Here is a 25440-nt window from a genome sequence, read left to right as displayed (position 1 = left end):
ACACCTATTTCTCTTCTCCAAAAGTGCCCCCCCCCCCCCCCCCCCCCCCCCCCCCCCCCCCGCCGGCCGGCCCCGGGTGGGGGGGCCCCCCCCCCCCCCCCCCACCCCCCACTACTGCCAGCCAGTTGGGTGGGCCGGGCGGTGCGGGCAACAGTTTTGAACGGAGCCGTTTTGAACCCCAATGGACCCACACTGAGCCGTAGGACCCTCTTCCGCACTGCTGGTGCCGCGGCACTAGCCGGTGCCCTGCTTTCCCATTCCTCTCCAGCGTTTGCGGAACCGGCACCTGGACTGCAGGAACTCATAGACCGACGCCGCTTGGTCCTCACCGGAGGACAAAGTGCTGCGGGCATCCCGGAGCTTGCCAACCAGCTGCAGGGAATGGGGAAAATCACCGAAAATTGGTGGACTTCCATGGATAAGTCCGCCACCCGGACGTCCTTGTGGAATGACATTCCGCTAACGGGTATCGGTCAGTCAACGGCCGCCACAGGCAACATGGGCCTGCACTTCAACCGCCTCTACGACATGGCCTTGGGCTTTGCAGTCCCCGGAAATCCCTACGCCCGCGATCCCCAATTGGCCGCAGACATAGTGGCTGGACTGAATCTCCTTAGTGACAGCGCCTACAAACCGGGAATGCGGGCGGCCGGCAACTGGTGGTTCTGGGAAATAGGCGTACCCCGCAAAACGGTGGACATCCTCACACTGATGTATGCAGAAGTCCCGGAAGACTTACGGACATCATTGCTGGCTGCGGTCCGTTGGTTCGCTCCGAATCCGAATTGGCGTGGACGCGCCACGTCCCTCGCAGAGACCGGTGCAAACCGCGTGGATAAATCCTTGGCCTGCTGCATGCGCGGAATCCTGGACAACAATGTGGACGACATAGCCCTTGGCAGGGACGCATTGAGTGACACCGTCCGCGGCGGCACCAACAGCGTGTTCACGTACGTAACCAGCGGCGATGGCTTCTACACAGACGGTTCGTTCGTGCAGCACGGTTATCTGCCATATGCCGGAACCTACGGTGTTGTGGCTCTGGCTGGCATCGCCGAGATCATTGCGATGCTCGGTGGAAGCACCTGGGCAGTCAACGACCCCAAGCGTTCCGTTCTCCTGGACGCAGTGGAGGACACCTACGCCCCGTTCGTGTGGGACGGCCGCATCATGGACACCATCCGTGGCCGTGCCGTGTCCCGGCAGCGCGAGCCCGACTACGTCAGCGGCTTTGCCCTAATCTCCGCCGTCTTGTTGCTGGCACCCGGCTGCAACGAGCCCTACCGTTCAAGGTTCCTCGCCTTGGCCAAGGGCTGGCTCGAGCGCTGTGCAGACCAGAAACTCGTGGGGCATCCAACGCAGAGCCTGGCAAAGTCTTTGTTGTCGCTTGGCGTCCTGTCCGATTCCTCGGTAGTTTCAGCACCGGCACCGGTGTATAGCCGGATGTTCGCCGACCAGGACCGGCTGGTCCACCACAGGCCACAGTGGGGCTGCACTGTAAACCTCTCGTCCAAGCGCATCGGCCGCTATGAGTGGGGTAACAGTGAGAACAACCTTGGCTGGTACCAGGGCGACGGCATGACTTTCCTTTACACCCGCCAGGATCCCTCCCAGTTCAGCGCAGACTTCTGGCCCACCGTGGACCCGTATAGCCTTCCCGGGACCACCGTCAACGATCAAGTGCGGGCCAGCGGAGCAGGCACTGCAGGAACCGGCATTCCCCGCGCTTTTCAGGCGTTCGCTGGTGGCCTCACAGTGGACGGGCGTTTGGGCGTGATCGGCATGGACCACCTCAACCACAACAAGACGCTGTCCGGCCGAAAGTCATGGTTCTTTCTGGACGATGCAGTGGTCTGCCTGGGCTCCGCCATCACGGGCACGGGTGGGGCGGCAGTACGGACGACCATCGAGAACAGATCCTTTGCCATCGGGTCCGTGCCGGCAGTGCGGACGGATTCGAGGATCCGCAACCTGGCACCTGGGGATCCGTCCCTGCCCTTGAAGCGATCACTCCACCTCGACGGACATGCCGGCTACGTTTTTCTGGATGCTCCGGGCGTCTCCGGTGCGGCGGAACTGGCAGTGGTACGCCGCACGGGCAGCTGGTACGACATCAACTCGGGCGCAGACACCGGCGGGTCCCCTGATCCCGTCACCCGGGATTACGTGACCATCACGCATCACCACGGCACAGATCCTGTGGGGTCAGGCTACGCATACATGGTGTTGCCTGCCGCAAGCCATGAGGTCACGTTCTCAGAATCCGCAAACCCCGGCGTGAAGGTGCTGGCCAACTCTGCGGAGGTGCACATGATTGAGGTGGGCAGGGATAAGCTCACGCTGGCCAACTTCTTTGCCGGAGGCGCCGCCAGTGGATGTATGGCTTCTGGCCCATGCACCATGGCATCCCGCCAAACCGGGGACCAGCTCGCTGTCTCCGTGGCAGATCCGTCCCGGACCCAGTCCAGCGTCCGGATCACCCTGCCAGGGACCCAGTGGCGCACCTTGGCTCAGTCGGATCCTGGGGTGGCCCTGGTGAGCTCCGATCCCCTGGTCATCGAGGTCCAACTCGACGGACATGGCCATCAGAAAAACCTGACCCTGGGCACCTAGGCGCGTTCCGCCGTCGAGATCGCCGGAAAGGTGCCAGACCGCCGGGTAACCTCCAGCGAAGCTGGGCGCGTTCCCGCGAACTGGGCGGTTAAAGAAGAAGGAGGGCCGGGAAACCCCGGCCCTCCTCCCAAAACAAGCGTGGAGACTTACGCGTGGGCCTTGATGGCTGCAGCGAGGACCTCGAGGCCGTCGGTGAGCAGCTCATCGCTGATCACGAGCGGCGGAAGCAGGCGGATCACGTTGCCGTAGGTGCCGCAGGTCAGGATGATGACGCCTTCCTGGAGGCAAGCGGCAGCAACAGCCTTGGTGAGCTCAGCGTTGGGTTCCTTGGAGCCGGGCTGAACGAGCTCGATGGCCAGCATTGCGCCACGGCCACGGATGTCGCCAACCACGGAAACTTCTGCAGCCAATTCGCGGAGCTTGCCGAGGGCGAGCTCTTCGATGTGGCGGGCACGGCCGTTGAGGTCGTGCTGTTCCATGGTGTCGATGGCTGCGAGGGCGGCTGCACAAGCAACCGGGTTGCCACCGTAGGTGCCACCGAGGCCGCCCGGGTGAACGGCGTCGAGCAGGTCCGCGCGGCCGGTGATGGCGGACAGCGGGAGGCCGCCGGCGATGCCCTTGGCCATGGTGATGATGTCCGGGACAACACCTTCGTGGTCAACGGCGAACCATTCGCCCGTGCGGCAGAAACCGGACTGGACCTCGTCGGCGATGAAGACGATGCCCTTTTCCTTGGCCCATGCGGACAGTGCCGGGAGGAAACCTTCGGCCGGGACGATGAAGCCACCCTCGCCCTGGATGGGCTCGATGATGATCGCGGCAACCTGGTCGCCACCGATCTGCTTCTCGATCATGGTGATGGCGCGCTTGGCAGCCTCGGCACCGGTGATCTCCGGGTTCTCTTCACGGAACGGGTAGCTCATGGGCATGCGGTAGACCTCGGGCGCGAACGGGCCGAAGTTGGTCTTGTACGGCATGGCCTTGGCGGTGAGTGCCATGGTCAGGTTGGTGCGGCCGTGGTAAGCGTGGTCGAAAGCAACGACGGCGTCGCGGCCGGTTGCCAGGCGAGCAACCTTGACGGCGTTCTCCACGGCTTCAGCGCCGGAGTTGAACAGTACTGTGCGCTTGGCGTGGTCGCCCGGGGTGAGGCGGTTGAGTTGCTCGGCCACAGCTACGTAACCCTCGTAGGGGGTCACCATGAAGCAGGTGTGCGTGAAGTGCGCAGCAGCTTCCTGGACAGCGGCGACGACGGCGGGATCGGACGCGCCGACGCTGGTCACGGCGATGCCGGAGCCGAGGTCGATGAAGGAGTTGCCGTCGACGTCACGGATGATGCCGCCGTCGGCGTCTTCAACGTAAACAGGGACACCGGAGGCGACGCCGGCAGCAACGACGGCGGAGCGACGCTCGGCCAGTGCCTGCGACTTGGGGCCGGGGAAGGCGCCGTTGATGTTGCGCTTCTGCTCGATGCGGTACGAGAGTTCGTTCGCGGTAGTGGTCATGGGGTGGTTGCCTTTCTGGGAAATTCGTACGGGTTACGCGAACGCGTTATGCATTCGGGTTATGCATCGAGTGCAGACATCACGTGCTTAATGCGCGTGTAATCCTCAACGCCGTACATGGAGAGGTCCTTGCCGTAGCCGGACTGCTTGAAGCCGCCATGGGGCATCTCTGCCGTCAGGAGGATGTGGGTGTTAATCCAGACCGCACCGAAGTCCAGGTCGCGGCTCATGCGCATGGCCGTGCCGTGGTCGGTGGTCCAGACGCTGGATGCCAGGGCGTATTCGACGTCGTTGGCCAACTCGAGCGCTTCGGCTTCCGTGCTGAACTTCTGGACTGTGATGACCGGACCGAAGGTTTCCTTCTGCACGATGTCATCTGTCTGCTTGGCGCCGGAGATGATGGTGGGCTCGAAGAAGAAGCCCTTCTCGCCTGCACGGTGGCCACCGGTCTCGATCTTGCAGTTGGCCGGGAGGTGCTCCACCACCGAGGTGACGGCGTTGAAGTGGTTCACGTTGTTGAGCGGGCCGAAGTAGTTCTCTTCGTCGTTCTGCGAACCGGTGTGCAGGGTCTTGGTGTGCTCCACCATTGCTGCCACAACATCATCGTGGACGGAGTCTTCCACCAACACGCGGGTGATGGCCGTGCAGTCCTGGCCCGCGTTGAAGAAGGCGAACTCGGCGATGGCCGCTGCACTCTTCTTGATGTCGGCGTCCTTGAAGACAATGGCCGGAGCCTTGCCGCCCAGTTCCAGGTGGGCACGCTTGAGACCCTTGGCTGCGCCGCTGGCGACCGCGATGCCGGCGCGAACGGAACCGGTGATGGACACCAGACCGGGAACCTTGTGGTCAACCATCATGGCGCCGGTTTCGCCGGTGCCGAGGACGACGTTGAGCACGCCGGCCGGGAAGATCTCGCCAGCGAGGCGGGCCAGGACCAAGGTGGATTCCGGTGTGGTGTCCGAGGGCTTGAGAACAACGGTGTTGCCGGCTGCAAGGGCGGGGCCGATCTTCCAGATTGCCATCAGGAACGGGTAGTTCCACGGGGCAACCTGGGCTACGACGCCGATCGGTTCGCGGCGAACATAGGAGGTGTGGCCCTCGAAGTACTCCCCGGCAGACTTGCCTTCCATGATGCGTGCTGCACCGGCGAAGAAGCGGAGCTGGTCAGCACCTGCGGCAACTTCCTCGGAAGCGATCAGGGACCGGACCTGACCGGTGTTGCGGTGCTGGGCGTCAACGAGTTCGTCGCTGTTGGCCTCCACGGCGTCGGCGAGCTTGAGCAGCATGAGCTGGCGTTGGCCCGGCGTAACGTGCTTCCACGTCTTGAAGGCTTCGCTGGCTGCGGTCATGGCGGCGTCAACATCGGCCTGCACCGAAATCGGCGACTTGGCAACGATCTCCCCGTTGGTGGGGTTCACGATGTCCAGGAGACCCGTACCTGCCGGCGTAACGAATTCGCCGTTGATGAAGTTCTGCAAGGTTTGAACCACGGTGTGCAACCCTCTTTCGGTGTCTGGGGCATGGGTTTTAGCTGATCAGAGCCTATGCCAGCGAAGGGGTCCAAGGAATAGTCAGCTGCACACACCGGCATGCCCTCCTTAGTGCGCTTGACCAGCGCCGGGTTACGCTTGTAACCATGGCAATGTCCCTCTCTTCGCTCGTCGCTGTCCCATCCTTGAAGCTCCGTAAAACAGGTAGCGCAGAAACAACCTGGAACCAGGACATCAGTTGGGTGGCCGTGACGGAGCTGGAGGATCCACAACGCTTCCTCAGCGGCGGGGAATTGGTCCTCACCACTGGCCTGCGCCTGAAGAGCGCCGCCGACCAGCGCCGATTCGTCCGGCAGGTCCAGCGGGCAGGTGCGGTGGGCATCGGCTTCGGCATCGGCCTCACCCACGAGTCCGTTCCGGAGGCGCTCATCGCCGAAGCCAACCGTTGGGGTTTGCCCCTGGTTGAAGTACCCTACGAGATTCCCTTTATCGCGATCGGAAAGCTCGTTGCCGAGTCACATTCGGCTGACCACTACTCAAACCTGGAACGGCTTCTGGCCGGACACCAGATCCTGGCCAGATCGCTCCTTACTGGCGGCGGCCTGGGCGAGCTCCTTAAACAGTTGGGCAGCATGCTGCGCACTGATGTCGTCCTCACCCAGTTCAGCGCGCAGCTCTACAACAGCGTCCCCGGAAAACCGGCCCCGACGGCGGACGGCTGGGCTTCGTACCCGATCCCCACCGGCCGCAGGGACGCCTGCACGCTGTGGTTGCGGCAGCCCTTTGTGGACTCGGGGATTGTGAGCTATGCGCAAAACCTCATCAGTGTTGAGCTGAACAACATGGTCAAGCAGCGCCAGGCCCAGCGCGCCATGGCCGGACAGGTGCTGGACGACGTCATCCACGGGACCCTGGAAACCATAGAGGCAGCCCGCCGTCTGGCTGGCGTTGGAATCAACAGCACCAGGAAGAACGTGGTGCTCGTGGCGGAGTCCACGGCACACCATAAACAACTGGTGAGCATCTCGCTGCCCCAGGCGCTGGAAGCCGGCGTCAGCGCCGTCGTCGGGAAGGATCTGGTCACCGTCATCACCGACGACGGCAGCTCCGCGACAGCCTTGGCCAAGAGCCTGAGCGATCACCTGCAAGAGGCCGGAATCCACGCTGTGATTGGAATCGGCGGCGCCTATACGAAGCCGAACGGCCTGCGCTGGAGCTACTTTGAAGCGCGCGACGCCGTGGCGCACGGCTTACCCGTCAACGAGCCCGAGCGGCTGAGCCTGACGTCCCTCCTGCTGGCGAGCGAGGACGTTCCGTTGGCCGACATGGCCAGCGAGTCACTCACGCCGTTGAGGAAGTTCGACGCCGCCCACGGTTCTGAACTGGTAGCCACGCTGGAGAGCTACCTAAATCACAACGGCTCCGTCGCCGCCGTCGCCGAAGCCCTGACCCTGCACCGAAACACCGTGCGGTACCGGTTGGCCCAGATCACCGAACTGACGGGCTACGACCCATCGCAAACCCAGGATCGTGTGCAGCTCTGGCTCGCCTTGGCGGTGCAGCGCCTGGGTTCGCGCAATCCGCGCTAGCAGTCCACTGGGAAGTACATGGAGAGCTTCGCCACAAAAGTGTAGACATTAAACGTCAAACGTCTAACCTTTAGATATGGCTGCGACGACCCCTCTTACCCCCACCACCGGAAACATCCCTATGATTGCCACTTCTTCTACGGCAACAAACCAACGCCAGGCAGTTCCCAAGACGCGCGTCGTCGCCGTCGTCGGCATCATTGCCGTGGTGCTCATCGGACTGAATCTTCGCGCCGGCATCACCAGCGCCGCGGCGCTCTTCCATGAGCTGCAGCAAGTGTTGGGCTACGGCGCTTTGGTGGCCTCAATCCTGCCCTCGATTCCGCTGCTGTGCTTCGCGGTTGCTGGGATGGGGACCTCGTGGCTGACCCGCCGCGTGGGTGTGGAGAAGGCTATCGCCATCGCCTTGGCCTTGCTCGCTGGAGGTTTGCTGGTGCGCGGCGTCCCGGCCACCGGTGCGCTCCTCGGCGGAACGGTCCTGGCGATGTCCGGACTTGCCGTCTGCAACGTGGCCATGCCGTCGTTCATTCGCGAGCATTATGCGGACCGCACCTCCATGATGACCGGCCTCTACACCTTCACGATGTCCGGTGGCGCTACCTTCGCAGCGGCAGTGAGCGTTCCCTTGGCGCAGCAGCTCGGTTCGCCATCGATGGGTCTTGCCGCCTGGGGCGTCCTGGGTGTCGCAGCGCTGCTCGGCTTCCTGCCGGTGGTCCTGCACTCGCACCGGAATTCCACCAAGACGGACCGTCCGCGAGTATCCATGTGGCCCCTGCTCCGCACCCGCCTGGGCATCCTGATCACCGCCATCTTCACCTTCCAGGCTTTCCTCGCCTATGCCGTGATGAGCTGGTTCGCTTACATCCTCACGTCCCAGGGCCTCAGTGCCTCCGAAAGCGGGCTGCAGTTTGGCATCATGCAGCTGGTCTCCGTGGCCGCTGGCATGATCCTGCTCGCCTTCGGTTCCAGGCCCGGAATGCTGCGGCCTGCCCTCTACCTCGCAAGCAGCTCCACCCTGGTTGCCATTGCCGCCATGATCTGGCTGCCGACCTCCCTGGCATTCGTTTCCGCCGTGCTCTTTGGGTTTGGCTTGGGCATCTTCCCGCTGGTCCTGGTAATCATCAGCCGCAGCGGACGGTCGACGGCGGAAACCACCGCGCTCTCCACGATCGCCCAATCGCTGGGATACTTGATTGCGGCAATTGGCCCCTTTGGCATGGGGCTGCTCCACAGCGCAACGGGCGGCTGGGCGCTGCCCTTGAGCTTGCTGTCCATCGTGGCGGTGGCGCTCATGGTTACCTGCCACATGCTCACGAGCAAGCGCACTGCCACCAAGACCGGACCGAGGACAGCATGACCCTTACCCCTTCGCATCGCCCGGCCCTCGCCGAGGAGATCACCGCCAAGCTGCGGGACATGATCAAATCGGGCGAATGGCCGCTCCAGGAGCGCATCCCGGCAGAGCCTGAACTCATGGCAAGCCTGGGCGTTTCGCGGGGAACCCTCCGCGAGGCCATCAAGGCATTGGCGCACTCGGGCATGCTCGAAGTCCGCCGGGGTGACGGCACATACGTGCGTGCCAATAGTGAGATGTCCGGCGCGGCGCAGCGTATGTACTTGGAGCACACCCAGGAACACATCGTGGAAGTGCGGCTTGGCCTGGACACTCAGGCCGCCCGCCTTGCTACCAAGCACGCCACTGTCGAAGACCTGGCTGAGATGCGCCGCCTTCTGGCCCTGCGCCATGACGCGTGGCAGTCCGAGGACTACCCCACCTGGGCCCGCGCGGATTGGGAATTCCACGAACGCGTTGCCCTGGCGTCCGGAAATCCGCTGTTGCATCAGCTCTATGTCTCGTTTGGCGGGGTCTTCCACAACGATCTCCTCCGGCAGCAACGCAAGGAAGGCTTCAACGGCATCCCCCGCGAGGGCCACGACGAACTGGTGGATGCGCTGGAAGCACACGATCCCGACGCCGCCGTCCGGAGCGTCTACCGGAACCTGGATTTCTGCGCAGACAAAACCCCTCGTTAGTCCGTTGCCGTCTTAGGCACGGTCCCGGTTTAAGGCACGGTCTCGATTCCCACCCCGGCCGCGTCCCTGAACCGCGCGTTGATCAGCACCACGTCCCGTCCCGCCCGATCCAGGAGACTCGCTGCGACACTCGCCCGGTATCCCGTGGCGCAGTGCACCCAGATCCTGGTGTCCGGCAGCTCGGTGATCCTGCCGAGCAACTCATAGACCGGAACATTGAGCGCTCCTATGACGTGCGAGGCCTTGTATTCCTCCGGGCGGCGAACGTCCAGCACCACGTCCCCAGGCTCCCGGTCTTTGAGGAGTGCAGCCCAGTCCCCGTGCTCGTAGCTCACTTGGGGAGTGTCCGGCGCCAAGGCGCCGATACCCGAATCACCCGACTCAGGCCCGACGGCGGCATCCGGTCCATCGATGCCAATCCTCGCCAGATCGCGGATCGCCTTCTCCACCTCATCCAACGGGCCCAGCAAGGTAAGGGGTTGATTCCACGGGATCACCCATCCGAGATAGCTGGTGAAGTTATCGCCCCGACCGTATTCGAAGCTCACGCTGCCTTGGAGATGGCTGTCTGCGAAGGCCACCCTGTGCCGCAGATCCACCACCCACTCCCCCGCCCCCAAACGCCGGCTCAGCTCTGCGGCGTCCACGGAATCAGGCACCTGCAAGTTCGCTGCACCGGGGCCGGCGGCGTTGAGGGGGCTCATGTGCGCGTAGTAGGCCGGATAGGCTGTAATGTTCTCCAACAACTCGGCCACAAAATGGTCCTCGTTGGGATCCGTGAGGGCATGGTTGGCCGCGGCTTGCTCGCCGATGGTTGAGGCAGTCACCTTGCTGGAGGGCCCCACGGAGCAAAAGGAACCGAAGCCGTGTGTTGGATAGAGAAATGCCTCGGGTTGCGCCAGATCCACGAGTCGCCGGACCGATGAATACTGATCGTGGGCCAACTTCGCAGTGTCGTGGGGCGAGACGAGGTCCGTTCTCCCAACTGAACCGTAGAGCAGGCTGCCGCCGGAAAACACAGCTTCAGGGCCGCCGTCGTGCGTGTCGTCCCGGACCACGTACGAGAGGTGTGTGTGCGTGTGGCCAGGCGTGGCAACCACCTTAACAGTGAGCCGGCCGACGTGAAGCACCTGTCCGTCCGTGACGGGAACGCGTGTGAACTCCACATTGTCATCAGCATTGACCAGGTAAGCGGCGCCATGTGCCTCGGCGAGCAACAATCCGCCAGTGACGTAGTCGTTGTGCAGGTGGGTTTCGGCCACATGGGTGATCCGGACGCCGGCTTCCCTCGCTGCCGCCTCTATCCGATCGGTGTCCCGTTGGGGGTCGATCACCAAGGCCACTCGGCCGTCATGCACCAAGTAGCTCCGGTCCCCCAACTGGGGTGTTTCGATGACGACGACGTCCATACCTCAGGTTAAAGCAACGCGGGGTCACATACGCACCATCCGGCAGCCCGGAAAGGTGCGTAAGTGTGACCCCGCGTTGAAATTAAACTTCCGCGGCTACGCCGTCGCGGGAGATGTTGACCATGTCCTCACGCGGCACAACCTTGATGCGCTCACGCGTGACCTCAACACCGTGGGAGCCGCCGGCCTCAGTGGCTGCTGCGCCGAGCGCGAGCTCGTGGGCGTCCAGAGCCAGCCAGCCTTCCCAGCTGGTGAACTGCACGCCGCGGGAGTCGAGCAGATCCACGACGGCGTCTGCCGCAGGAACCTCGGCGAACGGCAGGTTTTCGCGGTCCTCCAAGAGGTACGTCACCGTTTCAAGGGCATCACCCTTGGTGTGGCCGATGAGGCCCACCGGACCACGCTTGATCCAACCGGTCGCGTAGAGGCCCGGCACGTGCTGACCGTCGGCGTCAAGGACGCGGCCGCCGTCGTTGGTCACGACGCCCTTCTTGTGGTCGAACTCGACGTCCGGCAGGGCCGAACCGAAGTAGCCGATGGCTCGGTACACGGCCTGGACCGGGTAGTCGACGAACTCGCCGGTGCCGCGGGCGTTGCCCGTGCCATCCAGTTCCGTGCGCTCGAACTTGATGCCCGCAACCTTGCCCGGGGTTTCCGGGGAGTCGACGATTTCAACCGGGCTGTGCAGGAAGTGCAGGTGGAGGCGACGCGAGGCCTTGAGCTCCGAGAGGTCCTCGGGCTGCTCGGCGATCCAGTTGGTGAGCGTGCCAACCATGGTCTTGGTCTGGTTGTTCGTCTGGACCTGGCGGTCTGACTCTTCGTCGAATTCGAAGTCCTCGGCGTAGAGGATGATGTCGACGTCCTTGGAGTGCGAGAGTTCGCGGAGTTCCAGCGGGGTGAACTTCACCTGTGCCGGGCCACGGCGGCCGAAGACGTGAACGTCTGTGACCGGGGAATTCTTCAGGCCCGCGTAGACGTTGTCCGGGATTTCGGTGACCAGGAGGTCGTCAGCGTGCTTGGAGAGGACGCGGGCGACGTCAAGGGCCACGTTGCCGTTGCCGAGGACGGCGATTTCCTTGGCGTCCAACGGCCATTCGCGGGAAACGTCCGGGTGTCCGTCGTACCAGGAGACGAAGTCAGCGCCGCCGAAGGAGCCTTCAAGCTCGATACCCGGGATGTTCAGGTCCGCGTCCTTGATGGCGCCGGTGGCGAAGATGACGGCGTCGTAGTGCTTGCGGAGGTCCTCGATGGAGATGTCGGTGCCGTAGTCAACGTTGCCGAAGAAGCGGATGTCGCCGCGGTCCAGGACCTTATGCAGGGCGTTGACGATGCCCTTGATGCGGGGGTGGTCCGGAGCGACGCCGTAGCGGATCAGGCCATACGGTGCCGGGTAGCGGTCGAAGAGGTCGATGCTGACGTTGAGCTCGCCGCTCTTGACGGCCTCGCTCTTGGTCAGGATGTCTGCTGCGTACACGCCGGCAGGGCCGGAGCCGATGACGGCGACGCGAAGCGGACGGTCCGCAGAACCTACGGGGGTGCTAATTGACACGGCTGTGTTCCTTCTTCTCAGTTGGTGCGGACGCGGGGACGGTTGGGGGTAATCGTGCTGTAGTCAGCGGTCTTGAAATGCTGTGGGGCGAAGGGGCTGACACGGACCACATCGCCGATCACGATGACCGCGGGATTGGCCACGCCGACGGCTTCAGCCTGGTCCGCGATGGATCCCAACGTGCCGATCGTGACGCGCTGATCCGGCAAATACCCGTTCTCAACGATACCTACTGGAGTGTCCAAAGGCAGACCCGAGCCAGCCAGGGCAGCCGCGGAATCGCGCAATTGAGCCACGCCCATGAGCAAAACCACAGTGTGATCCGGCCGGGCAGGCACTTCGGAAAGCTCTTCATGACCGGTCACAACGCTGAAGCCCTTGGCCAGGCCTCGATGCGTGACGGGAATACCGGCAGCGGCAGGAACCGAAATGGCCGACGTCACGCCGGAGACCACTTCAACCTCGACGCCGTTCTGCCGGCAGAATTCTGCTTCCTCGCCACCGCGGCCCAGCACGTAGGGATCGCCGCCTTTGAGGCGGACCACGCGGTTGCCCTTGAGGGCTTCGTCAACGAGGATCCGGTTGATCTCAAGCTGCGGCACGGGGTGATGGCCCGGCGTTTTGCCGACCTCGATCACGCGGACGTCTGGAGCCAGTTCCTTGAGCAGCTCGCGCGGGCCAAGACGGTCAGCAACCACGACGTCGGCCTGGCCCAGCAAGCGTCGACCCCGGACTGTGATGAGTCCCGAGTCGCCAGGGCCGCCGCCAACCAGCGCAACAGAACCAGCAGGCGCTTTGCCGGCAGCGTCCGGCTTGCGGTGACGACGGAGCGGCAGGTCACCGGTTTCCAGTGCAGTGGCCACAGCATCGCGAAGCGCCATGGCGCGGCGTGGGTCTCCCCCTGCATTGATGGCGATCTTGACGTCATCCACCACAGCCACTGCGGGCGTCCAGGCAGCTGAGGATTCGTGGTCCGAGGCGTTGACGCACCAGATGCGCTGGGCTTCGGCGTCGGCTGCTACCTGGGTGTCCACAGCGGCAGTGCCCGTGGCGGTCTGAACGAACCAGACGCCGTCGAGGTCTGACGTGCGGTACTCGCGCGGCTCCCAGGTGAGGAGTCCAGCGTGGGCGAGTCCGCGGAGGTTTTCGGAGGCAACGGGAGCGACCACGGTGACTTTCGCACCGGCGTCGAGCAGCCCCTTGGCACGGCGCTCCGCGACGGGCCCGCCGCCCACAACCAGCACTGGGCGGCCGAGCAGCCGCAGTGCCGTGGGGTAAATGTCCTGTATTGCCATAAAAAAACTGTAGGGCGGGCCCGTAATATGCTTCAAAGGCTCGGAAACACCCGGTAACGCTGGGTAATCCAGCGTCACATATGCGTCATCCCTTGTTTCCGCCGGCAAACGTCCGGAAACCGTTCCGCTAAAAACTGTGCCGCTAAAAAACAGACCAGCCCGTGCGCGTCGTGAATTCGTCCAAGGCAGCCACCCCTGCCACCGAGTTCCCGGACCGCCCAAGGCCTGGGCTCCACACACTGATGGCGCATCTGTTGGGAACCACTGCGACGATTCCGCCCCCAACACCGCTCTTCCCCGGAAGGCCCACGCGATACGCGAATTCCCCGGCGGCGTCGTAGGTCCCGCACGTGAGCATGACGGCATTGATCCGTTTGGTCTGTGCTGGGGACAGCAACCGGGTGCCGTCCGCTCCAACCCCGTTGGCGGCGAGGAACCGGGTTGCGAGCGCCAGGTCTTCACAGGTCATGGCCAGGGCGCACTGCTCCACATAGGACTCGAGGACGGCTTCCACGGGGTTCTCCAGGTTGCCGCAGCTGGCCAGGAAGTGGGCCAGGGAGGCGTTGCGGTGGCTGTTGCGGAGTTCTGATGCCGCTACGTAGTGGTCCGCGGCCACAGTGGAGTTGCCGGTTTCGCGGCGCATCAAGTCGCGGACAGCCAAGGCTGCGCTTCCCGTGACGCTGAGGAGCCGGTCGCTGACGACGATCGCGCCGGCGTTGATGAAGGGGTTCCGGGGAATCCCTTCTTCGCTCTCCAACTGGATCAGTGAGTTGAAGGGGTTGCCCGAAGGTTCACGGAAGACGCGCTTCCAGATGCCATCGCCGTCGAAGGCCAGCACCAGGGCGAGCGCGAAGACCTTGGAAATGCTTTGGATGGAGAAGGGCACATGCGCGTCCCCTGATGAGTAGACGTCACCGTCCCGGGTTGCGACGGAGATGCCGAACTGGTGTGGGTCCACGGCTCCCAGCTGCGGAATGTAATCGGCCACGTTGCCCTGGCCGACGTGCGGCTGTACTGCCCCGACGATGTCGTCGAGGAGATTCTGGATGTCCAAGGTTCTAGCTCCTGGCCTCTGCGTAGGTCCAAAGTCGTATCTGGAGATGGGCAAGCAATCGTTCGTCGGCGGACTGCAGGTCCAGCCCTGCCTCTTCGCACGCGCGCCGGAGCCGGTAGTGGACGGTGTTGCGGTGGATGGCCAGTTCCTCGGCGCAGCGGTTCACATCGCCAAAGAATTCGAGGTACGTGAGCAGTGTCAAAGCGAACTCCGGGTAGCGGTCGCAGAGCTTCGCTATGCCCTGGTGGCGTAGCCCCTTCCGGGTTTCCAGCAGATCCAGTAATTCGTTGGTGAGGACCGTGGTTTCCACATCCCTGTAGGAGGCAACGCGGATCGACGGGGTGCTCTGCAGCACCTTGAGAACGCTGCGGACGTGGTCAAGCGTGGCGTAGAGGGCGTCGAGCCGCGGAACAATCGGGCCCACGGCGGCTTGGACCTGGAAGTGCAGGTGCGTGGTGGCGTCACGCACAATCGTGTTGACCAGCCGGTTGATCGCGGGCAGGGACTTTACCGGGTCCAGATCGGGCAGGATGATCGCTGTTTCCGTGCCCAAGGCTCCCACCACTGCTCCTGGACGGTACGCCGCCGCGTGGATGGAGGCGAGGTTGGAGAGCTCACCCCTGCGGAGCTGTTGACCGGGGGCGCTCTGGTCCAATCCGCCTGCTGAAATCAGCACCAATGCCGCAGGTTTGGAGGGGTCTATGCCCGCCGACTGGGCCTGCGAGTGAACCTGTGCCGTACCGCTGAGCAGGCTGGACACGCGGTCTTCGCGCATCGATTGGGATTGCTGGTTGCGGTGGCGGACCAGTTCAATCGCGGCATGCCGGGCAGCGCCGATCATCAGCCTGTCGGTGTTCGCGGCCAACGGCTCTGCGCCTTCCTGCAGCCAGATGTAGCCCATCACCCGGCTTCCCGCATGGATGCCAATGGCCACGCGTTCCCGAAGGCCGGCCTCAGGGTTGGCATCCACATGGACGGGTTCCTCGGTGGCCTGAAGGTGCTTGTAGACGCCTGATTCCTTGAGGAGTTTCTGGTACCGCTCGGGTCCGCGCCGCGCCAGGATGGACAGGCGCCGGAGCTCATCAACATCGTTGGACGCAGGCGAGTAGGCGAGGACCCTGTTTCCCGGATCCTCGATGACTACGTGGCCGTTGGTCAACGTTGCCGTTGTTTGGGCGATGGCGAACAAGTCCCTGTGCACCGTGGTGGGGTTCTCCCCCGATACACCGCGTTCCCGGATACGGTCCACGGCGACGCTCTCGAACTTGTCCCAGCGAAGGCCGGGGGCTACGGCCACCAATCCGATACCGGTGGATTGCAGCAGTTCCGCCACGGCTTCGAGTTCACGTTCGTTTCCCTTGACCGCGACGGCCGTGGGCCTGTCGCTGATGATCCGGCGGATTGCGGGCAGCGCCACACGTCCACGGGCGCCGATGAGCATCACCAAGGACCCAGGGCGAGTGGCATCCTCATCTTCTGCGTCCACAATGACCGTTTCACGAACTGTCAGGTTGTCCGCGTCCGGGGCAAGCAACAAGCGTGCGTTGTCCACGCCCAGGTCTTCAAGTACATCGCTCAGCAAGGTGACGACGCCGTCGTCGTCAATGTCCAGGGCCTTCAACGAAGCTATCGCTTCCTCTCGTATTCAATTCGGGTCAACCGGACGTCCTTCGCCATTGAAGAAGTCCTGCCCATGCTCCTGCGCAATCGCGCACAGCCAGAAACATTACCGGGCCTTCAGGACACCAGTGTTGTCCAGCCAGCACAAGAGCCGGGTCCTGAATTTGGTTCCCCAGCCAATTTGCGCGATTCGCCTGAGATCTAGAGTTATTTACTGTCCCCAACGCCACAAACACTGTGTGTTGCGCCGTGTCAGACAACACATCTGTGCCGTTTGGGACTGTTGAGCTGCCGACGGCGGCGCCGGAGTCAAAGGAGACCCCCAAGTGATACCCACGTCAGTTTCAGAGCATTCTGCTGCCCCCGACCGGCCCGACGAGGCCGGCACCCTGCTTCTTGGCCAGGAGCCAGGCCAGGATTTTTCAACGGAAGAATCGGGCTACCGGAAGACCCTCAAGCCCCGCCAGATCCAAATGATCGCCATAGGCGGCGCGATCGGCACCGGGCTGTTCATGGGAGCCGGCGGCCGCCTCAATGGTTCAGGCCCGGCCTTGGTCCTGGTGTATGCGGTGTGCGGATTTTTTGCCTTCCTCATCCTGCGCGCATTGGGCGAGTTGGTTCTCTACCGTCCGGCTTCGGGCTCGTTCGTTTCTTACGCCCGCGAGTTTTATGGCGAGAAAATGGCGTACACGGCTGGCTGGTTGTACTTCCTGAACTGGGCCATGACCTCAATCGTGGATGTGACCGCAGTGGCCCTGTACGTGAAGTTTTGGGGCCAGTTCTGGCAGCCGATCAATGACGTCCCGCAATGGCTCATCGCCCTGATCGCCCTGGTGGTAGTGCTGGCGTTGAACCTTGTGTCCGTGAAGATCTTCGGCGAGATGGAGTTCTGGTTCGCCCTCATCAAGGTGGGTGCGCTGGTGGCCTTCCTCGTCGTCGGAATCTGCTTCATTGTCCTCGGGGGGCGGACGGATGTGGGCGTTCCCGGCCTGAATGTCATTGCCGATAACGGCGGCCTCTTCCCCACGGGTGCGGTGGCGCCGCTTCTGGCGATCAGCGGCGTCGTCTTCGCGTACGCAGCAGTTGAGCTGGTAGGCACGGCCGCCGGCGAAACCGCCAACCCGCACAAGGTCATGCCCAAAGCCGTCAACACGGTGGTGCTCCGTATCGGCATTTTCTACGTCGGCTCGGTCCTGTTGCTCTCCCTTCTGCTGCCCTTCACGTCCTACAAGTCCGGCGAATCGCCGTTCGTGACCTTTTTCTCGCACCTCGGCGATCCCCAGGCCGGCGCGATCTCGGCCTCCGTGATGAACTTCGTGGTTCTGACCGCCGCCCTCTCGAGCCTCAATGCTGGCCTGTACTCCACCGGCCGGATCCTGCGCTCCATGGCAATCAAGGGCTCAGCTCCCCGCTTCACCGCCCGAATCAGCGCTTCCGGTGTCCCTTACGGCGGCATCCTGCTGACTGCCGTCATCACCTTGATGGGCGTGGCGCTGAATGCGATCGTTCCGTCGCAGGTCTTTGAAATCGTGCTCGAGGTCTCTGCGCTGGGCATCATCGGCGGCTGGGCCACCATCATGCTCTGCCACATCAAGTTGCAGGCGTGGGTGCGGAGCGGCAAAGTCACCAGGCCGGCATTCCGGCTCTTCGGCGCACCCTTTACTTCCTATCTCACCCTCGGATTCCTGGCCTTTGTCCTGATCACCATGGGCTTCTCGGAAACAGGCCGATGGGTGCTCGCTTCCCTTCTGGTACTGGCACCGCTGCTGGTGGGCGGCTGGTATGCCCACCGCGGCCGAATCCGTAATGAGCAGTCCGCTTTGAACCCGCCCTCAGTTTGAAAGAGAAAACACGTCACATGAGCACCCTCTCCCCCCTTCCAAAAATTGGCACGCCCAGCCGCGCCTGGAGGTCGCGCGCCGATGCTTGGGAGTTCCTGGGATATGCCATCAAGCAGCTTGCCTTGGACCGTCATTCAGGATCGTCCGACTCCGGTTTGCACTCCCAGATCAGCCGGACTTTTGCTCTCCTGGATGCCGTGGAGCCCTACTGGGCAGAACCGGGCGTTGCGGCTGTGGCGCAGTTGCGCCAATTGGTCGACGACGGCGACCCCCACGCCGCGCTGGAACTTCTGGGCGGTTTGGCGCACCTTCCTCTGGCTTCCGGAGCGGAGCAAGGCTCAGTTTCCGGGGTTCTCCCGGAGTCGCCGGAGGACGAGGTTGCACAAGCCGAGCAGGCTGACCGTCCTCGCTTTGAGGTTCTGGTGGTGGACAACGTCACGGCCCAGGAAGCGGAGGCATTGAAGGGCAACATGGCAGCCCAGCGCCGCCCTTCCGATGCTTTCACCTACGAAATCAATGTGGTCCCCAGCTACGAAGACGCGTTGGTCGCTGTCCTGCTTAACCCCGACATCCAAGCCGTGATCATGCGTCCGGGCTTCTCCGTTCGCAGTTCCCAGCAGCTGGGCAGCGATCTCCGCCGGTTCCTGGCCGGGCACACTCCCGAGGGCCTGCAGGCCTTGCGGCCCGTCAAACGGATCCTGGGCCTGGCCGAGGAAATATCCGGGCTCAGGCCTGAATTGGACGTCTATCTGGTTGCGGGCGTCTCCATCGAGTCCCTGGCCGGATCACTGACCAGGAAATTCCGGAGGATTTTCCGCAGACAGGATCACCTGGACCTGCACTTGTCCCTGTTGTCCGGGGTTGCAGAACGATACGAAGCTCCGTTCTTCACAGCCCTGCAGGATTACAGCCGCCGGCCTGCAAGCGTCTTCCACGCGCTGCCCATTTCGCGTGGCGGATCCGTAGGGAACTCCCCCTGGATCCGGGACATGGCCGATTTTTACGGGACAAACCTGCTTTTGGCAGAGACGTCGGCAACGTCCGGCGGCCTCGATTCCCTGCTGGACCCGCATGGATCCATCAAGCAAGCCCAGGATCTCGCTGCCCGGGCCTTCGGAGCACAAAGAACATACTTCGTTACCAATGGCACGTCCACGGCCAACAAGATCGTTCATCAATCCCTGCTTGCCCCCGGTGACGTTGTGCTGGTTGACCGGAACTGCCACAAGTCCCACCACTACGCCTTTGTGCTCGCCGGTGCCCGCGTTTCATATCTGGATGCCTACCCCTTGGACAAGTACGCCTTCTATGGCGCTGTGCCCTTGGCGAGTTTGAAGCGCAGGCTGCTTGAGTACCGGCGGGCCGGACGGCTGCACGAAGTCAAAATGGTCACGCTCACCAACTGCACCTTTGACGGGATCGTTTACGACGTCGAGCGTGTCATGGAGGAATGCCTGGCCATCAAACCTGACCTGGTGTTCCTATGGGACGAGGCATGGTTCGCCTTCGCCCGCTCCCATCCCATCTACCGGCGTCGAACGGCTATGGCTTCAGCAGCCGCTCTGGAAGCCTCTTTCAGCAGCCCTGCCTACAAGGCCCGATATGCCGAGCAAGCAGCGGCCCTGCATGACCCTGCCACCGGTGAACCACTTGATGACGAGGCGTGGCTGAACAGGCGGCTGATTCCCAACCCTGCCAAGGCGCGGATCAGGGTGTATGCCACCCAGTCCACGCATAAAACCCTGACATCCTTGCGCCAAGGTTCGATGATCCACGTGTACGACCAGGACTTCATGGCCTCCAACCAGGAGTCCTTCCGCGAGGCGTACATGACCCACACCTCCACCTCACCCAACTACCAAATCCTGGCTTCCCTGGACATTGGCCGGCGCCAGGTGGAGTTGGAAGGTTTTGGTTTGGTCCAGAAGCAATCCGACCTCGCCGTCTCTGTGGCACAAGCAGTCGCACGGCATCCCCTGCTGAAGAAATACTTCCGGGTGTTGACCTCGCGGGACCTTATTGAGCCCCAATACCGCGAAACCAGCGCCGCCATGCCGCTGCGGGAAGGATTGGCGGAACTTGAGGACGCCTGGCAGCGCGATGAGTTCGTCATTGATCCCAGCCGCCTCACGCTGGACATCAGCAGGACAGGAATCGACGGCGACACGTTCCGCCACAGCTACCTCATGGACGATCACGGAATCCAGGTGAACAAGACGTCCCGGAACACTGTGCTGTTCATGACCAACATCGGTACCTCACGAAGTTCCGTGGCGTACCTGATCGAGGTCCTGGTCAAACTCGCCGAGGGGTTCGAAAACCCGCATCCCTCAGCGCGACCCCGCACGGTGCCCGTGCTTTCACCGGCATCTTCGCAGGCCGGAGGATCAGGCGAGGTTGGACAGACGCCGCCGCTTCCGGACTTCAGCACGTTCGCGGCGCGGTTCCGTGTGGACGACGCCTGCGAAGACGGCGATATCCGTGCGGCCTACTTCGAAAGCTACAAGTCCGAATCCACTGCCTACTTGTCCGCCGACGAGCTTGCCCTTGCAGTGCGGGCCGGGCAGGAAGTCATTTCCGCCGGCTTCGTCACGCCGTATCCGCCCGGCTTCCCCATCCTCGTCCCGGGCCAGGTAATTACCCGGCAGACGTTGGAGTTCATGGCCGCTTTGGACACCCGCGAGATCCACGGTTTCGATCACGAACGTGGCTACCGGGTATTCGTGGATGGGTCTGGTGTTACGGGGTCCGGCTCCGCCGAAGCTGGTGTTTCGGAGACTGCTGTTGCAGCGGTGGGCATCGGGCGGCTGCCCGCCGCGTCGTAGGACTGGCCGGATACCTGCGCAGAGTGCGCTAGGCGCCTTGGCGGGCCCAACCAAAAGCAGGTGCGATGTACTTCGCAACGTTCCCCAGGAGCTTCGCGTTGTACTCCACCCCAAGTTGGTTGGGCACCGTCAGCAGGACAGTATCGGCAGCTTGGACGGCCGCATCGGCTGCGAGTTCTTCTGCCAGCTCGTCCGGCTCCCCGATGTAGCTCTTCCCGAAACGGGACAACGCGCCGTCGAGAATTCCTACCTGGTCCTGCCGGTCCGCTTGGGCGCGAAGGCCAAAGTAGCGGTTGTCCACCTCATCGACGATCGGCAAGATGCTGCGGCTGACTGAAACGCGGGGCTCGAACTCGTGCCCGGCAGCTGCCCAGGCTTGGCGAAACATGTGGATCTGCTCGGCTTGCAGTTGGTCGAAGGGGACTCCGGTGTCTTCGGTCAGGAGCGTGGAACTCATGAGGTTCATGCCCTGCTCGGCGGCCCAGACTGCTGTCTTGCGGGTGCCGGCACCCCACCAGATCCGTTGTGGAAGTCCCGGGGAGAGCGGCTGGACAGGCAGAAGCCCGGTGGCTCCGCCTGCGTAGTGGGGATCAGCTTGGGCTACCCCGTGCCCGGCAATCGCCTTGCGGAAAAGTGCCGTGTGGCGCCGTGCCATCTCGCCTGTGTCCTCGCCTTCGTTCGGGACATAGCCAAAGTTGGCGGCTCCGTTCAGGGCAGGCTCGGGTGAACCACGGCTTACTCCAAGCTGAAGCCGGCCGTCGCTGATCAGGTCCGTGGCAGCAGCCTCCTCCGCCATGTACAGCGGGTTCTCGTAGCGCATGTCGATCACGCCGGTGCCCATCTCGATGGTGCTGGTCCGTGCGGCAATGGCGGCGAGCAGCGGGAACGGGGACGCTTGCTGCCGGGCGAAGTGATGCACACGGAAGAACGCTCCGTCGATCCCCAATTCCTCTGCGGCCACCGCCAGTTCGATGCCCTGCTTGATGGCTTCACCGGCCGACGGAACGAGCGAACCAGGGACGCGCGCCCAGTGGCCGAAGGAAAGGAAACCGATCCGTTTGGTGTGCATGTCCGGGACAACAGCCGTGGGCGTCCGGTAATTCCTCACTCGGCGCGTCGGTAGTGCATGGCGACCGCGCCGTTGCTGAGCGGCTCGGCCGAGATGAGTCCGAGGCGCCTGGTGCTGGGCAGCCCGCCCTGGTACAGAGTGGGACCATGGCCGGCGATCATGGGGTGGACCAGGAACTTGTACTCGTCGATGAGGTCCAGTCGGTCCAGCTCGGTAGCAAGTTTGCCGCTGCCGACAAGAACGCCGTTAGGAGTCCCATCCTTGAGATCCTGCACCGCAGTGCGCAACTCGCCGACGAGGTGATGGCTGTTGGTCCACGGGAAGTCGCTACGGGTCGCCGAGACCACGTATTTGGGCTTGGTCTCCAGTTTGAGGGCCCAATCGCGCATGGCTGGCGGCGCATCGACGTCGCCATGAGCCACCAGGGGCCAGTAGTCCTCCATCATTTCGTACGTGGTGCGGCCCCAGAGCATCGCGCCGCTCTCCTCCAGGAGCCGGGTGAAGTGGGCATGCGTCTCGTCGTCGGCGATGCCCTCCCGGTGGTCGATGCAACCATCCAGTGTGACGTTGATGCTGAACGTTAGAAGGCCCATGCGGTGATTCTAGCCAAAAGACAGCTAGCGGCTGCTACCCGCCAGCAGACCGCGACGCTGCAGCAGGCGCTTCTCGATCGGGCCGAAAACGAGGAGCTCGATCAGGATGCCCACAGCCAGGATCAACAGGATCGCGGACATGACCACTGCCATGTCGGACAGCGCACGTCCTTGGTCAAGCAGCGAGCCCAAGCCGAAGCCAATGGTGCCACCGACAGCGATGATTTCCGCGGCCATCAAAGAACGCCAGGAGAACGCCCAGCCCTGCTTCAATCCGCCGATGTATCCGGGAAGTGCTGCGGGAAGCACGATCTGCAGGGCCATCTGCAGCCGGTTCGCGCCGAGCACCGTACCTACGCTGCGGTATTGCGGCGGGATCTGGTCCACACCGGAGATGAGGCCATTGATGATCGACGGAATGGCACCCATGAGTACAACGAAGTAGACGGTGGCATCGGTCAAGCCGAACCAGATGATCGCCGCCGGTACCCAGGCCACGGACGGAAGGACCTGAAGACCGGAAATCAGCGGGCCAAACGCACGGCGGAGAGGAGCAACCTGCGCCAGCAACAAGCCCACAGGCGTGGCAACTACTACCGAAATCAGGAAGCCGATCAAGCCGCGCTGCAACGAGGTCCATACCGATTCCTGAACCCTGCCTTCGCCCCAGAGCGTCACCAGCTGGTTGAGCACATCAAGGGGCCCGGGCACCTGATCACGGCGCTTAAGGCCGAGGGACACGTAGAACTGCCAGGCGAGGACGAGAACTACCAAGGCAGCGATCGGCAGCAGTACGCGCTTCCATTCGATACCGGCTTTGCGTCCGGTATCGGACTGGAGGTTGTCCAGGCCCGCTTCGAGGTCGCGCAGTTCGGAGGGGTTGCCCTTCAAGGACGGCGACGTAATGTGCTCGCTGGATTCGCTCACGGGCAGGGTCCGCTCTTGGGTAGTGGTGGGGTTACTTGGCATGGCGGCGGATCTCCTCGCGTAGCCGGCGGGTAATGACTCCGGTCAGCTCCCCAGCACGACCAGCATCAGTTCGGTGTTCTTCGGTCACATCCCATTCGGCCACGACACGACCGGGACGCGAGGACAAAAGCAGCACGCGCTGGCCCAAGCGGACAGCCTCACGAACGTTGTGCGTCACGAACACGATGGTGCGGCCGGTTTCCTTCCAGATCCGCTCGAGTTCGTCGTGCAGGAGATCGCGGGTAATTGCGTCAAGGGCCGCGAAGGGCTCGTCCATCAACAGCAGCTGCCGGTCCTGCGCCAAAGAACGGGCAAGGGCAACGCGTTGCCGCATGCCACCGGACAGTTCGTGCGGACGCTTGTCGCCGGCGCCGCCGAGGTGCACCAGCTCCAGTAGTTCGGTTGCCCGATCGCGGCGGCTGGCTTTGGTGCTGGACTTGTCAGCCAGCTGAAGTGCGAGCTCGATGTTGCCTCGCGCTGTCAACCAGGGGAACAGCGCCGAGTCCTGAAACATGAAGGCCGCGCCGTCGCTGGGCACCTCAAGAGCGCCCGACGTGGGATGCTCAAGTCCCGCCATGATGTTCAGTAGCGTGGACTTCCCGCAGCCGGACGCACCGAGGAGGGCAACGAACTCGCCCTGCGCGATCGTGGCATTGACGTCGTCCAGCACCGGGGCGCCGTCGCCGAAGCGCTTGCCCAGGTTCTCGAGTACGACTGGCATGGTCCCGTCCTTCGTGTTGATTGGTGGAGCTGATATGGCTGAAGGCTGGCCCGCTCCCCCACCCGTATTCCGGAGGGGAAGCGGACCAGCCGATTGGTGCTTAGTCCTGGCCGAGCCCTGCAGCGGACGTCTTCTTGCCCTCTACTTCGTTCAAAGCCCGGAGGTCGAAGATGCCGTTGATATCGGCAGCCTTGGTGGTGCCGGCGTCTACGCCGTCCTGGAGGAGCTTCTTGTACGTTCCGGCGAGCGGATCAGTGGTGAAAGTGATGTTCTTCAGAGCGCGGTCTATCACGTTGGCGGGAAGCGGCTTGCCGGCCGTGTCCTTGAGGACGGCGTTGATGGTGCTGGCCTTCTCTTCAGGCGAAGCGGAGTTCAACCAGTTCACGGATTCAACGTGGCCCTTGAGCAGTGCCTTCACAGTCTCCGGGTGCTCAGCGGCGAACTTCTTGTTCACGATCAGGATGGTGGTGGTGAATTCGCCCTTGTCCCACAGGTCCTTCTCGTCCACGAGTACCTTCGCGCCTGCTTCGAGGACCAAACGGGAGGCCCACGGCTCTGGCAACCACGCGCCGTCGAGCTTTCCGTCCTGGAAGAGCTTCAGCGTCTGGGCGTTTTCTGTCGGGTTGATGTTGACGTCGCCGCTGCCGTCCGGGTTGGTCTTGTAGCCCTGGTGGCCCAGCCATGCGCGGAGGGCTACGTCCTGCGTTCCGCCAAGCTGCGGGGAGGCGAGGACCTTGCCCTTGAGGTCTGCCGCGGAGTTGATTTCGGGCTTGACCACCAGCTGGGCGCCCCCTGCTGCTGCGCCGGCGATAATGCTGACGGATTCGCCGTTGCTCTTGACGAAGGAGTTGATGGCCGGGTTGGGGCCGATGTACGTGGCGTCGATGGCGCCGGCGTTCAACGCCTCGATCGCGGCAGGGCCGGCGTTGAAGATCTGGGTGCTGAGCTTGGTATCGCCGAGGTCCTTGGCGATGATGCCCTTGCTGATGCCAACCAGGGCCGGGCCGTGCGTCACATTGCTGAAGTAGCCGAGCTTGAGCTCAGCAGCAGGCGACGTTGTGGGAGCCGGGGCGGCCTGGTTGTTCCGGGAGACGACGGAGGCTACTGCGGCGCCAGCACCGATGAGCAGGGCCAGGCCGACGGCCAGGCTGATCTCAAGGGTGCGGCGGCGCTTGGGCTTAGGTGCGGTCTCACCGGCGACGATGCGGGTGGTGCCGGAATCGGATTTCTGTGACTCGGGGGTGTTTGCCATTGGGGAGGTCCTAAG

18 protein-coding genes are annotated in these 25440 nt (G+C 63.2%); 6 read left to right on the top strand and 12 right to left on the bottom strand.

All coding sequences use genetic code 11. The features are described 5' to 3' along the window. Positions 1–171 precede the first annotated feature (171 nt). On the top strand, positions 172–2613 hold the full coding sequence (locus tag ABIE18_RS20650; protein WP_499724391.1) for a polysaccharide lyase 8 family protein: 2442 nt from the start codon (positions 172–174) through the stop codon (positions 2611–2613). A gap of 146 nt (positions 2614–2759) precedes the next feature. Here the strand turns inward: ABIE18_RS20650 and gabT are convergent, their stop codons facing one another. Both gabT and ABIE18_RS20640 read right to left on the bottom strand, forming a co-directional pair. Then, positions 2760–4115 (bottom strand): 4-aminobutyrate--2-oxoglutarate transaminase, encoded by a 1356-nt coding sequence (gabT, locus tag ABIE18_RS20645; protein ID WP_499724390.1) that lies wholly within the window; start codon positions 4113–4115, stop codon positions 2760–2762. Positions 4116–4174: 59 nt separating this feature from the next. Next, a complete protein-coding gene (locus tag ABIE18_RS20640; RefSeq protein ID WP_442006669.1) occupies positions 4175–5605 on the bottom strand; it encodes a gamma-aminobutyraldehyde dehydrogenase in 1431 nt (476 codons plus the stop codon). Between the two features lie 146 nt (positions 5606–5751). Between ABIE18_RS20640 and ABIE18_RS20635 the strand changes: the two genes are divergently transcribed. From ABIE18_RS20635 to ABIE18_RS20625, 3 genes are all read left to right on the top strand, one after another. Next, on the top strand, positions 5752–7194 hold the full coding sequence (locus ABIE18_RS20635; protein WP_499724389.1) for a PucR family transcriptional regulator: 1443 nt from the start codon (positions 5752–5754) through the stop codon (positions 7192–7194). A 76-nt stretch (positions 7195–7270) separates the two neighbouring features. Continuing rightward, on the top strand, positions 7271–8551 hold the full coding sequence (locus tag ABIE18_RS20630; protein ID WP_499724388.1) for an MFS transporter: 1281 nt from the start codon (positions 7271–7273) through the stop codon (positions 8549–8551). Then, positions 8548–9228, top strand: a complete 681-nt coding sequence (locus tag ABIE18_RS20625; protein WP_499724387.1) for a FadR/GntR family transcriptional regulator — start codon at positions 8548–8550, stop codon at positions 9226–9228. The genes ABIE18_RS20630 and ABIE18_RS20625 overlap by 4 nt, the downstream gene beginning before the upstream one ends. A gap of 29 nt (positions 9229–9257) precedes the next feature. On the opposite strand, the gene ABIE18_RS20620 is transcribed toward ABIE18_RS20625, so the two are convergent. The 5 genes from ABIE18_RS20620 to ABIE18_RS20600 all read right to left on the bottom strand — a co-directional run bounded on the left by ABIE18_RS20620 (position 9258) and on the right by ABIE18_RS20600 (position 16156). Beyond that, positions 9258–10637 carry an MBL fold metallo-hydrolase gene (locus ABIE18_RS20620; protein ID WP_499724386.1) on the bottom strand — a complete coding sequence of 460 codons (1380 nt, stop codon included), beginning with the start codon at positions 10635–10637 and terminating at the stop codon, positions 9258–9260. Positions 10638–10719: 82 nt separating this feature from the next. Beyond that, positions 10720–12186: an FAD-dependent oxidoreductase gene (locus tag ABIE18_RS20615; protein ID WP_499724385.1), complete on the bottom strand. Its 1467-nt coding sequence runs from the start codon at positions 12184–12186 to the stop codon at positions 10720–10722. A gap of 17 nt (positions 12187–12203) precedes the next feature. Then, a complete protein-coding gene (gene cobA, locus ABIE18_RS20610) occupies positions 12204–13481 on the bottom strand; it encodes a uroporphyrinogen-III C-methyltransferase (RefSeq protein WP_499724384.1) in 1278 nt (425 codons plus the stop codon). Between the two features lie 142 nt (positions 13482–13623). Further along, positions 13624–14535, bottom strand: coding sequence for a glutaminase (locus ABIE18_RS20605; protein WP_499724383.1), 912 nt, complete (start codon positions 14533–14535; stop codon positions 13624–13626). A gap of 4 nt (positions 14536–14539) precedes the next feature. Continuing rightward, entirely contained in the window at positions 14540–16156 is a 1617-nt protein-coding gene (locus tag ABIE18_RS20600; protein WP_442016479.1) for a PucR family transcriptional regulator, read from the bottom strand. 388 nt (positions 16157–16544) lie between these two features. Between ABIE18_RS20600 and ABIE18_RS20595 the strand changes: the two genes are divergently transcribed. Both ABIE18_RS20595 and ABIE18_RS20590 read left to right on the top strand, forming a co-directional pair. Then, positions 16545–17996 carry an amino acid permease gene (locus ABIE18_RS20595; RefSeq protein ID WP_499724393.1) on the top strand — a complete coding sequence of 484 codons (1452 nt, stop codon included), beginning with the start codon at positions 16545–16547 and terminating at the stop codon, positions 17994–17996. Positions 17997–18013: 17 nt separating this feature from the next. Next, complete coding sequence (locus tag ABIE18_RS20590) at positions 18014–20821, top strand: aminotransferase class I/II-fold pyridoxal phosphate-dependent enzyme (protein WP_499724382.1); 2808 nt, start codon at positions 18014–18016, stop codon at positions 20819–20821. A gap of 28 nt (positions 20822–20849) precedes the next feature. On the opposite strand, the gene ABIE18_RS20585 is transcribed toward ABIE18_RS20590, so the two are convergent. The 5 genes from ABIE18_RS20585 to ABIE18_RS20565 form a co-directional block, all read right to left on the bottom strand. Continuing rightward, entirely contained in the window at positions 20850–21890 is a 1041-nt protein-coding gene (locus tag ABIE18_RS20585) for an LLM class flavin-dependent oxidoreductase (protein ID WP_499724392.1), read from the bottom strand. Between the two features lie 35 nt (positions 21891–21925). Beyond that, positions 21926–22483: a dihydrofolate reductase family protein gene (locus tag ABIE18_RS20580; protein ID WP_499724381.1), complete on the bottom strand. Its 558-nt coding sequence runs from the start codon at positions 22481–22483 to the stop codon at positions 21926–21928. Positions 22484–22507: 24 nt separating this feature from the next. Further along, the gene (locus tag ABIE18_RS20575; protein WP_224088454.1) at positions 22508–23452 is read right to left on the bottom strand and encodes an ABC transporter permease; all 945 of its coding nucleotides are present in this window, start codon (positions 23450–23452) and stop codon (positions 22508–22510) included. Beyond that, entirely contained in the window at positions 23442–24173 is a 732-nt protein-coding gene (locus ABIE18_RS20570; RefSeq protein WP_499724380.1) for an ABC transporter ATP-binding protein, read from the bottom strand. Before ABIE18_RS20570 ends, ABIE18_RS20575 begins: the two co-directional genes overlap by 11 nt. Positions 24174–24273: 100 nt before the next feature. Beyond that, on the bottom strand, positions 24274–25425 hold the full coding sequence (locus tag ABIE18_RS20565; protein ID WP_499724379.1) for an ABC transporter substrate-binding protein: 1152 nt from the start codon (positions 25423–25425) through the stop codon (positions 24274–24276). Positions 25426–25440 lie beyond the last annotated feature (15 nt).

This window comes from Arthrobacter sp. 2762, assembly GCF_040548745.1.
Lineage (GTDB): Bacteria > Actinomycetota > Actinomycetes > Actinomycetales > Micrococcaceae > Arthrobacter.
The sequence above is the reverse complement of the archived record's forward strand: the minus strand, read 5'-3'. Positions and strand labels throughout refer to the sequence as shown.

Excerpts from the sequence above, each read along its gene's own strand:
- ABIE18_RS20565 (WP_499724379.1), bottom strand. The coding sequence starts at position 25,425 with ATGGCAAACACCCCCGAGTCACAGAAATCCGATTCCGGCACCACCCGC.
- ABIE18_RS20625 (WP_499724387.1), top strand. The coding sequence starts at position 8,548 with ATGACCCTTACCCCTTCGCATCGCCCGGCCCTCGCCGAGGAGATCACC.
- ABIE18_RS20620 (WP_499724386.1), bottom strand. The coding sequence starts at position 10,637 with ATGGACGTCGTCGTCATCGAAACACCCCAGTTGGGGGACCGGAGCTAC.
- ABIE18_RS20585 (WP_499724392.1), bottom strand. The coding sequence starts at position 21,890 with ATGCACACCAAACGGATCGGTTTCCTTTCCTTCGGCCACTGGGCGCGC.
- ABIE18_RS20635 (WP_499724389.1), top strand. The coding sequence starts at position 5,752 with ATGGCAATGTCCCTCTCTTCGCTCGTCGCTGTCCCATCCTTGAAGCTC.
- cobA (WP_499724384.1), bottom strand. The coding sequence starts at position 13,481 with ATGGCAATACAGGACATTTACCCCACGGCACTGCGGCTGCTCGGCCGC.
- gabT (WP_499724390.1), bottom strand. The coding sequence starts at position 4,115 with ATGACCACTACCGCGAACGAACTCTCGTACCGCATCGAGCAGAAGCGC.
- ABIE18_RS20575 (WP_224088454.1), bottom strand. The coding sequence starts at position 23,452 with ATGCCAAGTAACCCCACCACTACCCAAGAGCGGACCCTGCCCGTGAGC.
- ABIE18_RS20570 (WP_499724380.1), bottom strand. The coding sequence starts at position 24,173 with ATGCCAGTCGTACTCGAGAACCTGGGCAAGCGCTTCGGCGACGGCGCC.
- ABIE18_RS20580 (WP_499724381.1), bottom strand. The coding sequence starts at position 22,483 with ATGGGCCTTCTAACGTTCAGCATCAACGTCACACTGGATGGTTGCATC.
- ABIE18_RS20590 (WP_499724382.1), top strand. The coding sequence starts at position 18,014 with ATGAGCACCCTCTCCCCCCTTCCAAAAATTGGCACGCCCAGCCGCGCC.
- ABIE18_RS20630 (WP_499724388.1), top strand. The coding sequence starts at position 7,271 with ATGGCTGCGACGACCCCTCTTACCCCCACCACCGGAAACATCCCTATG.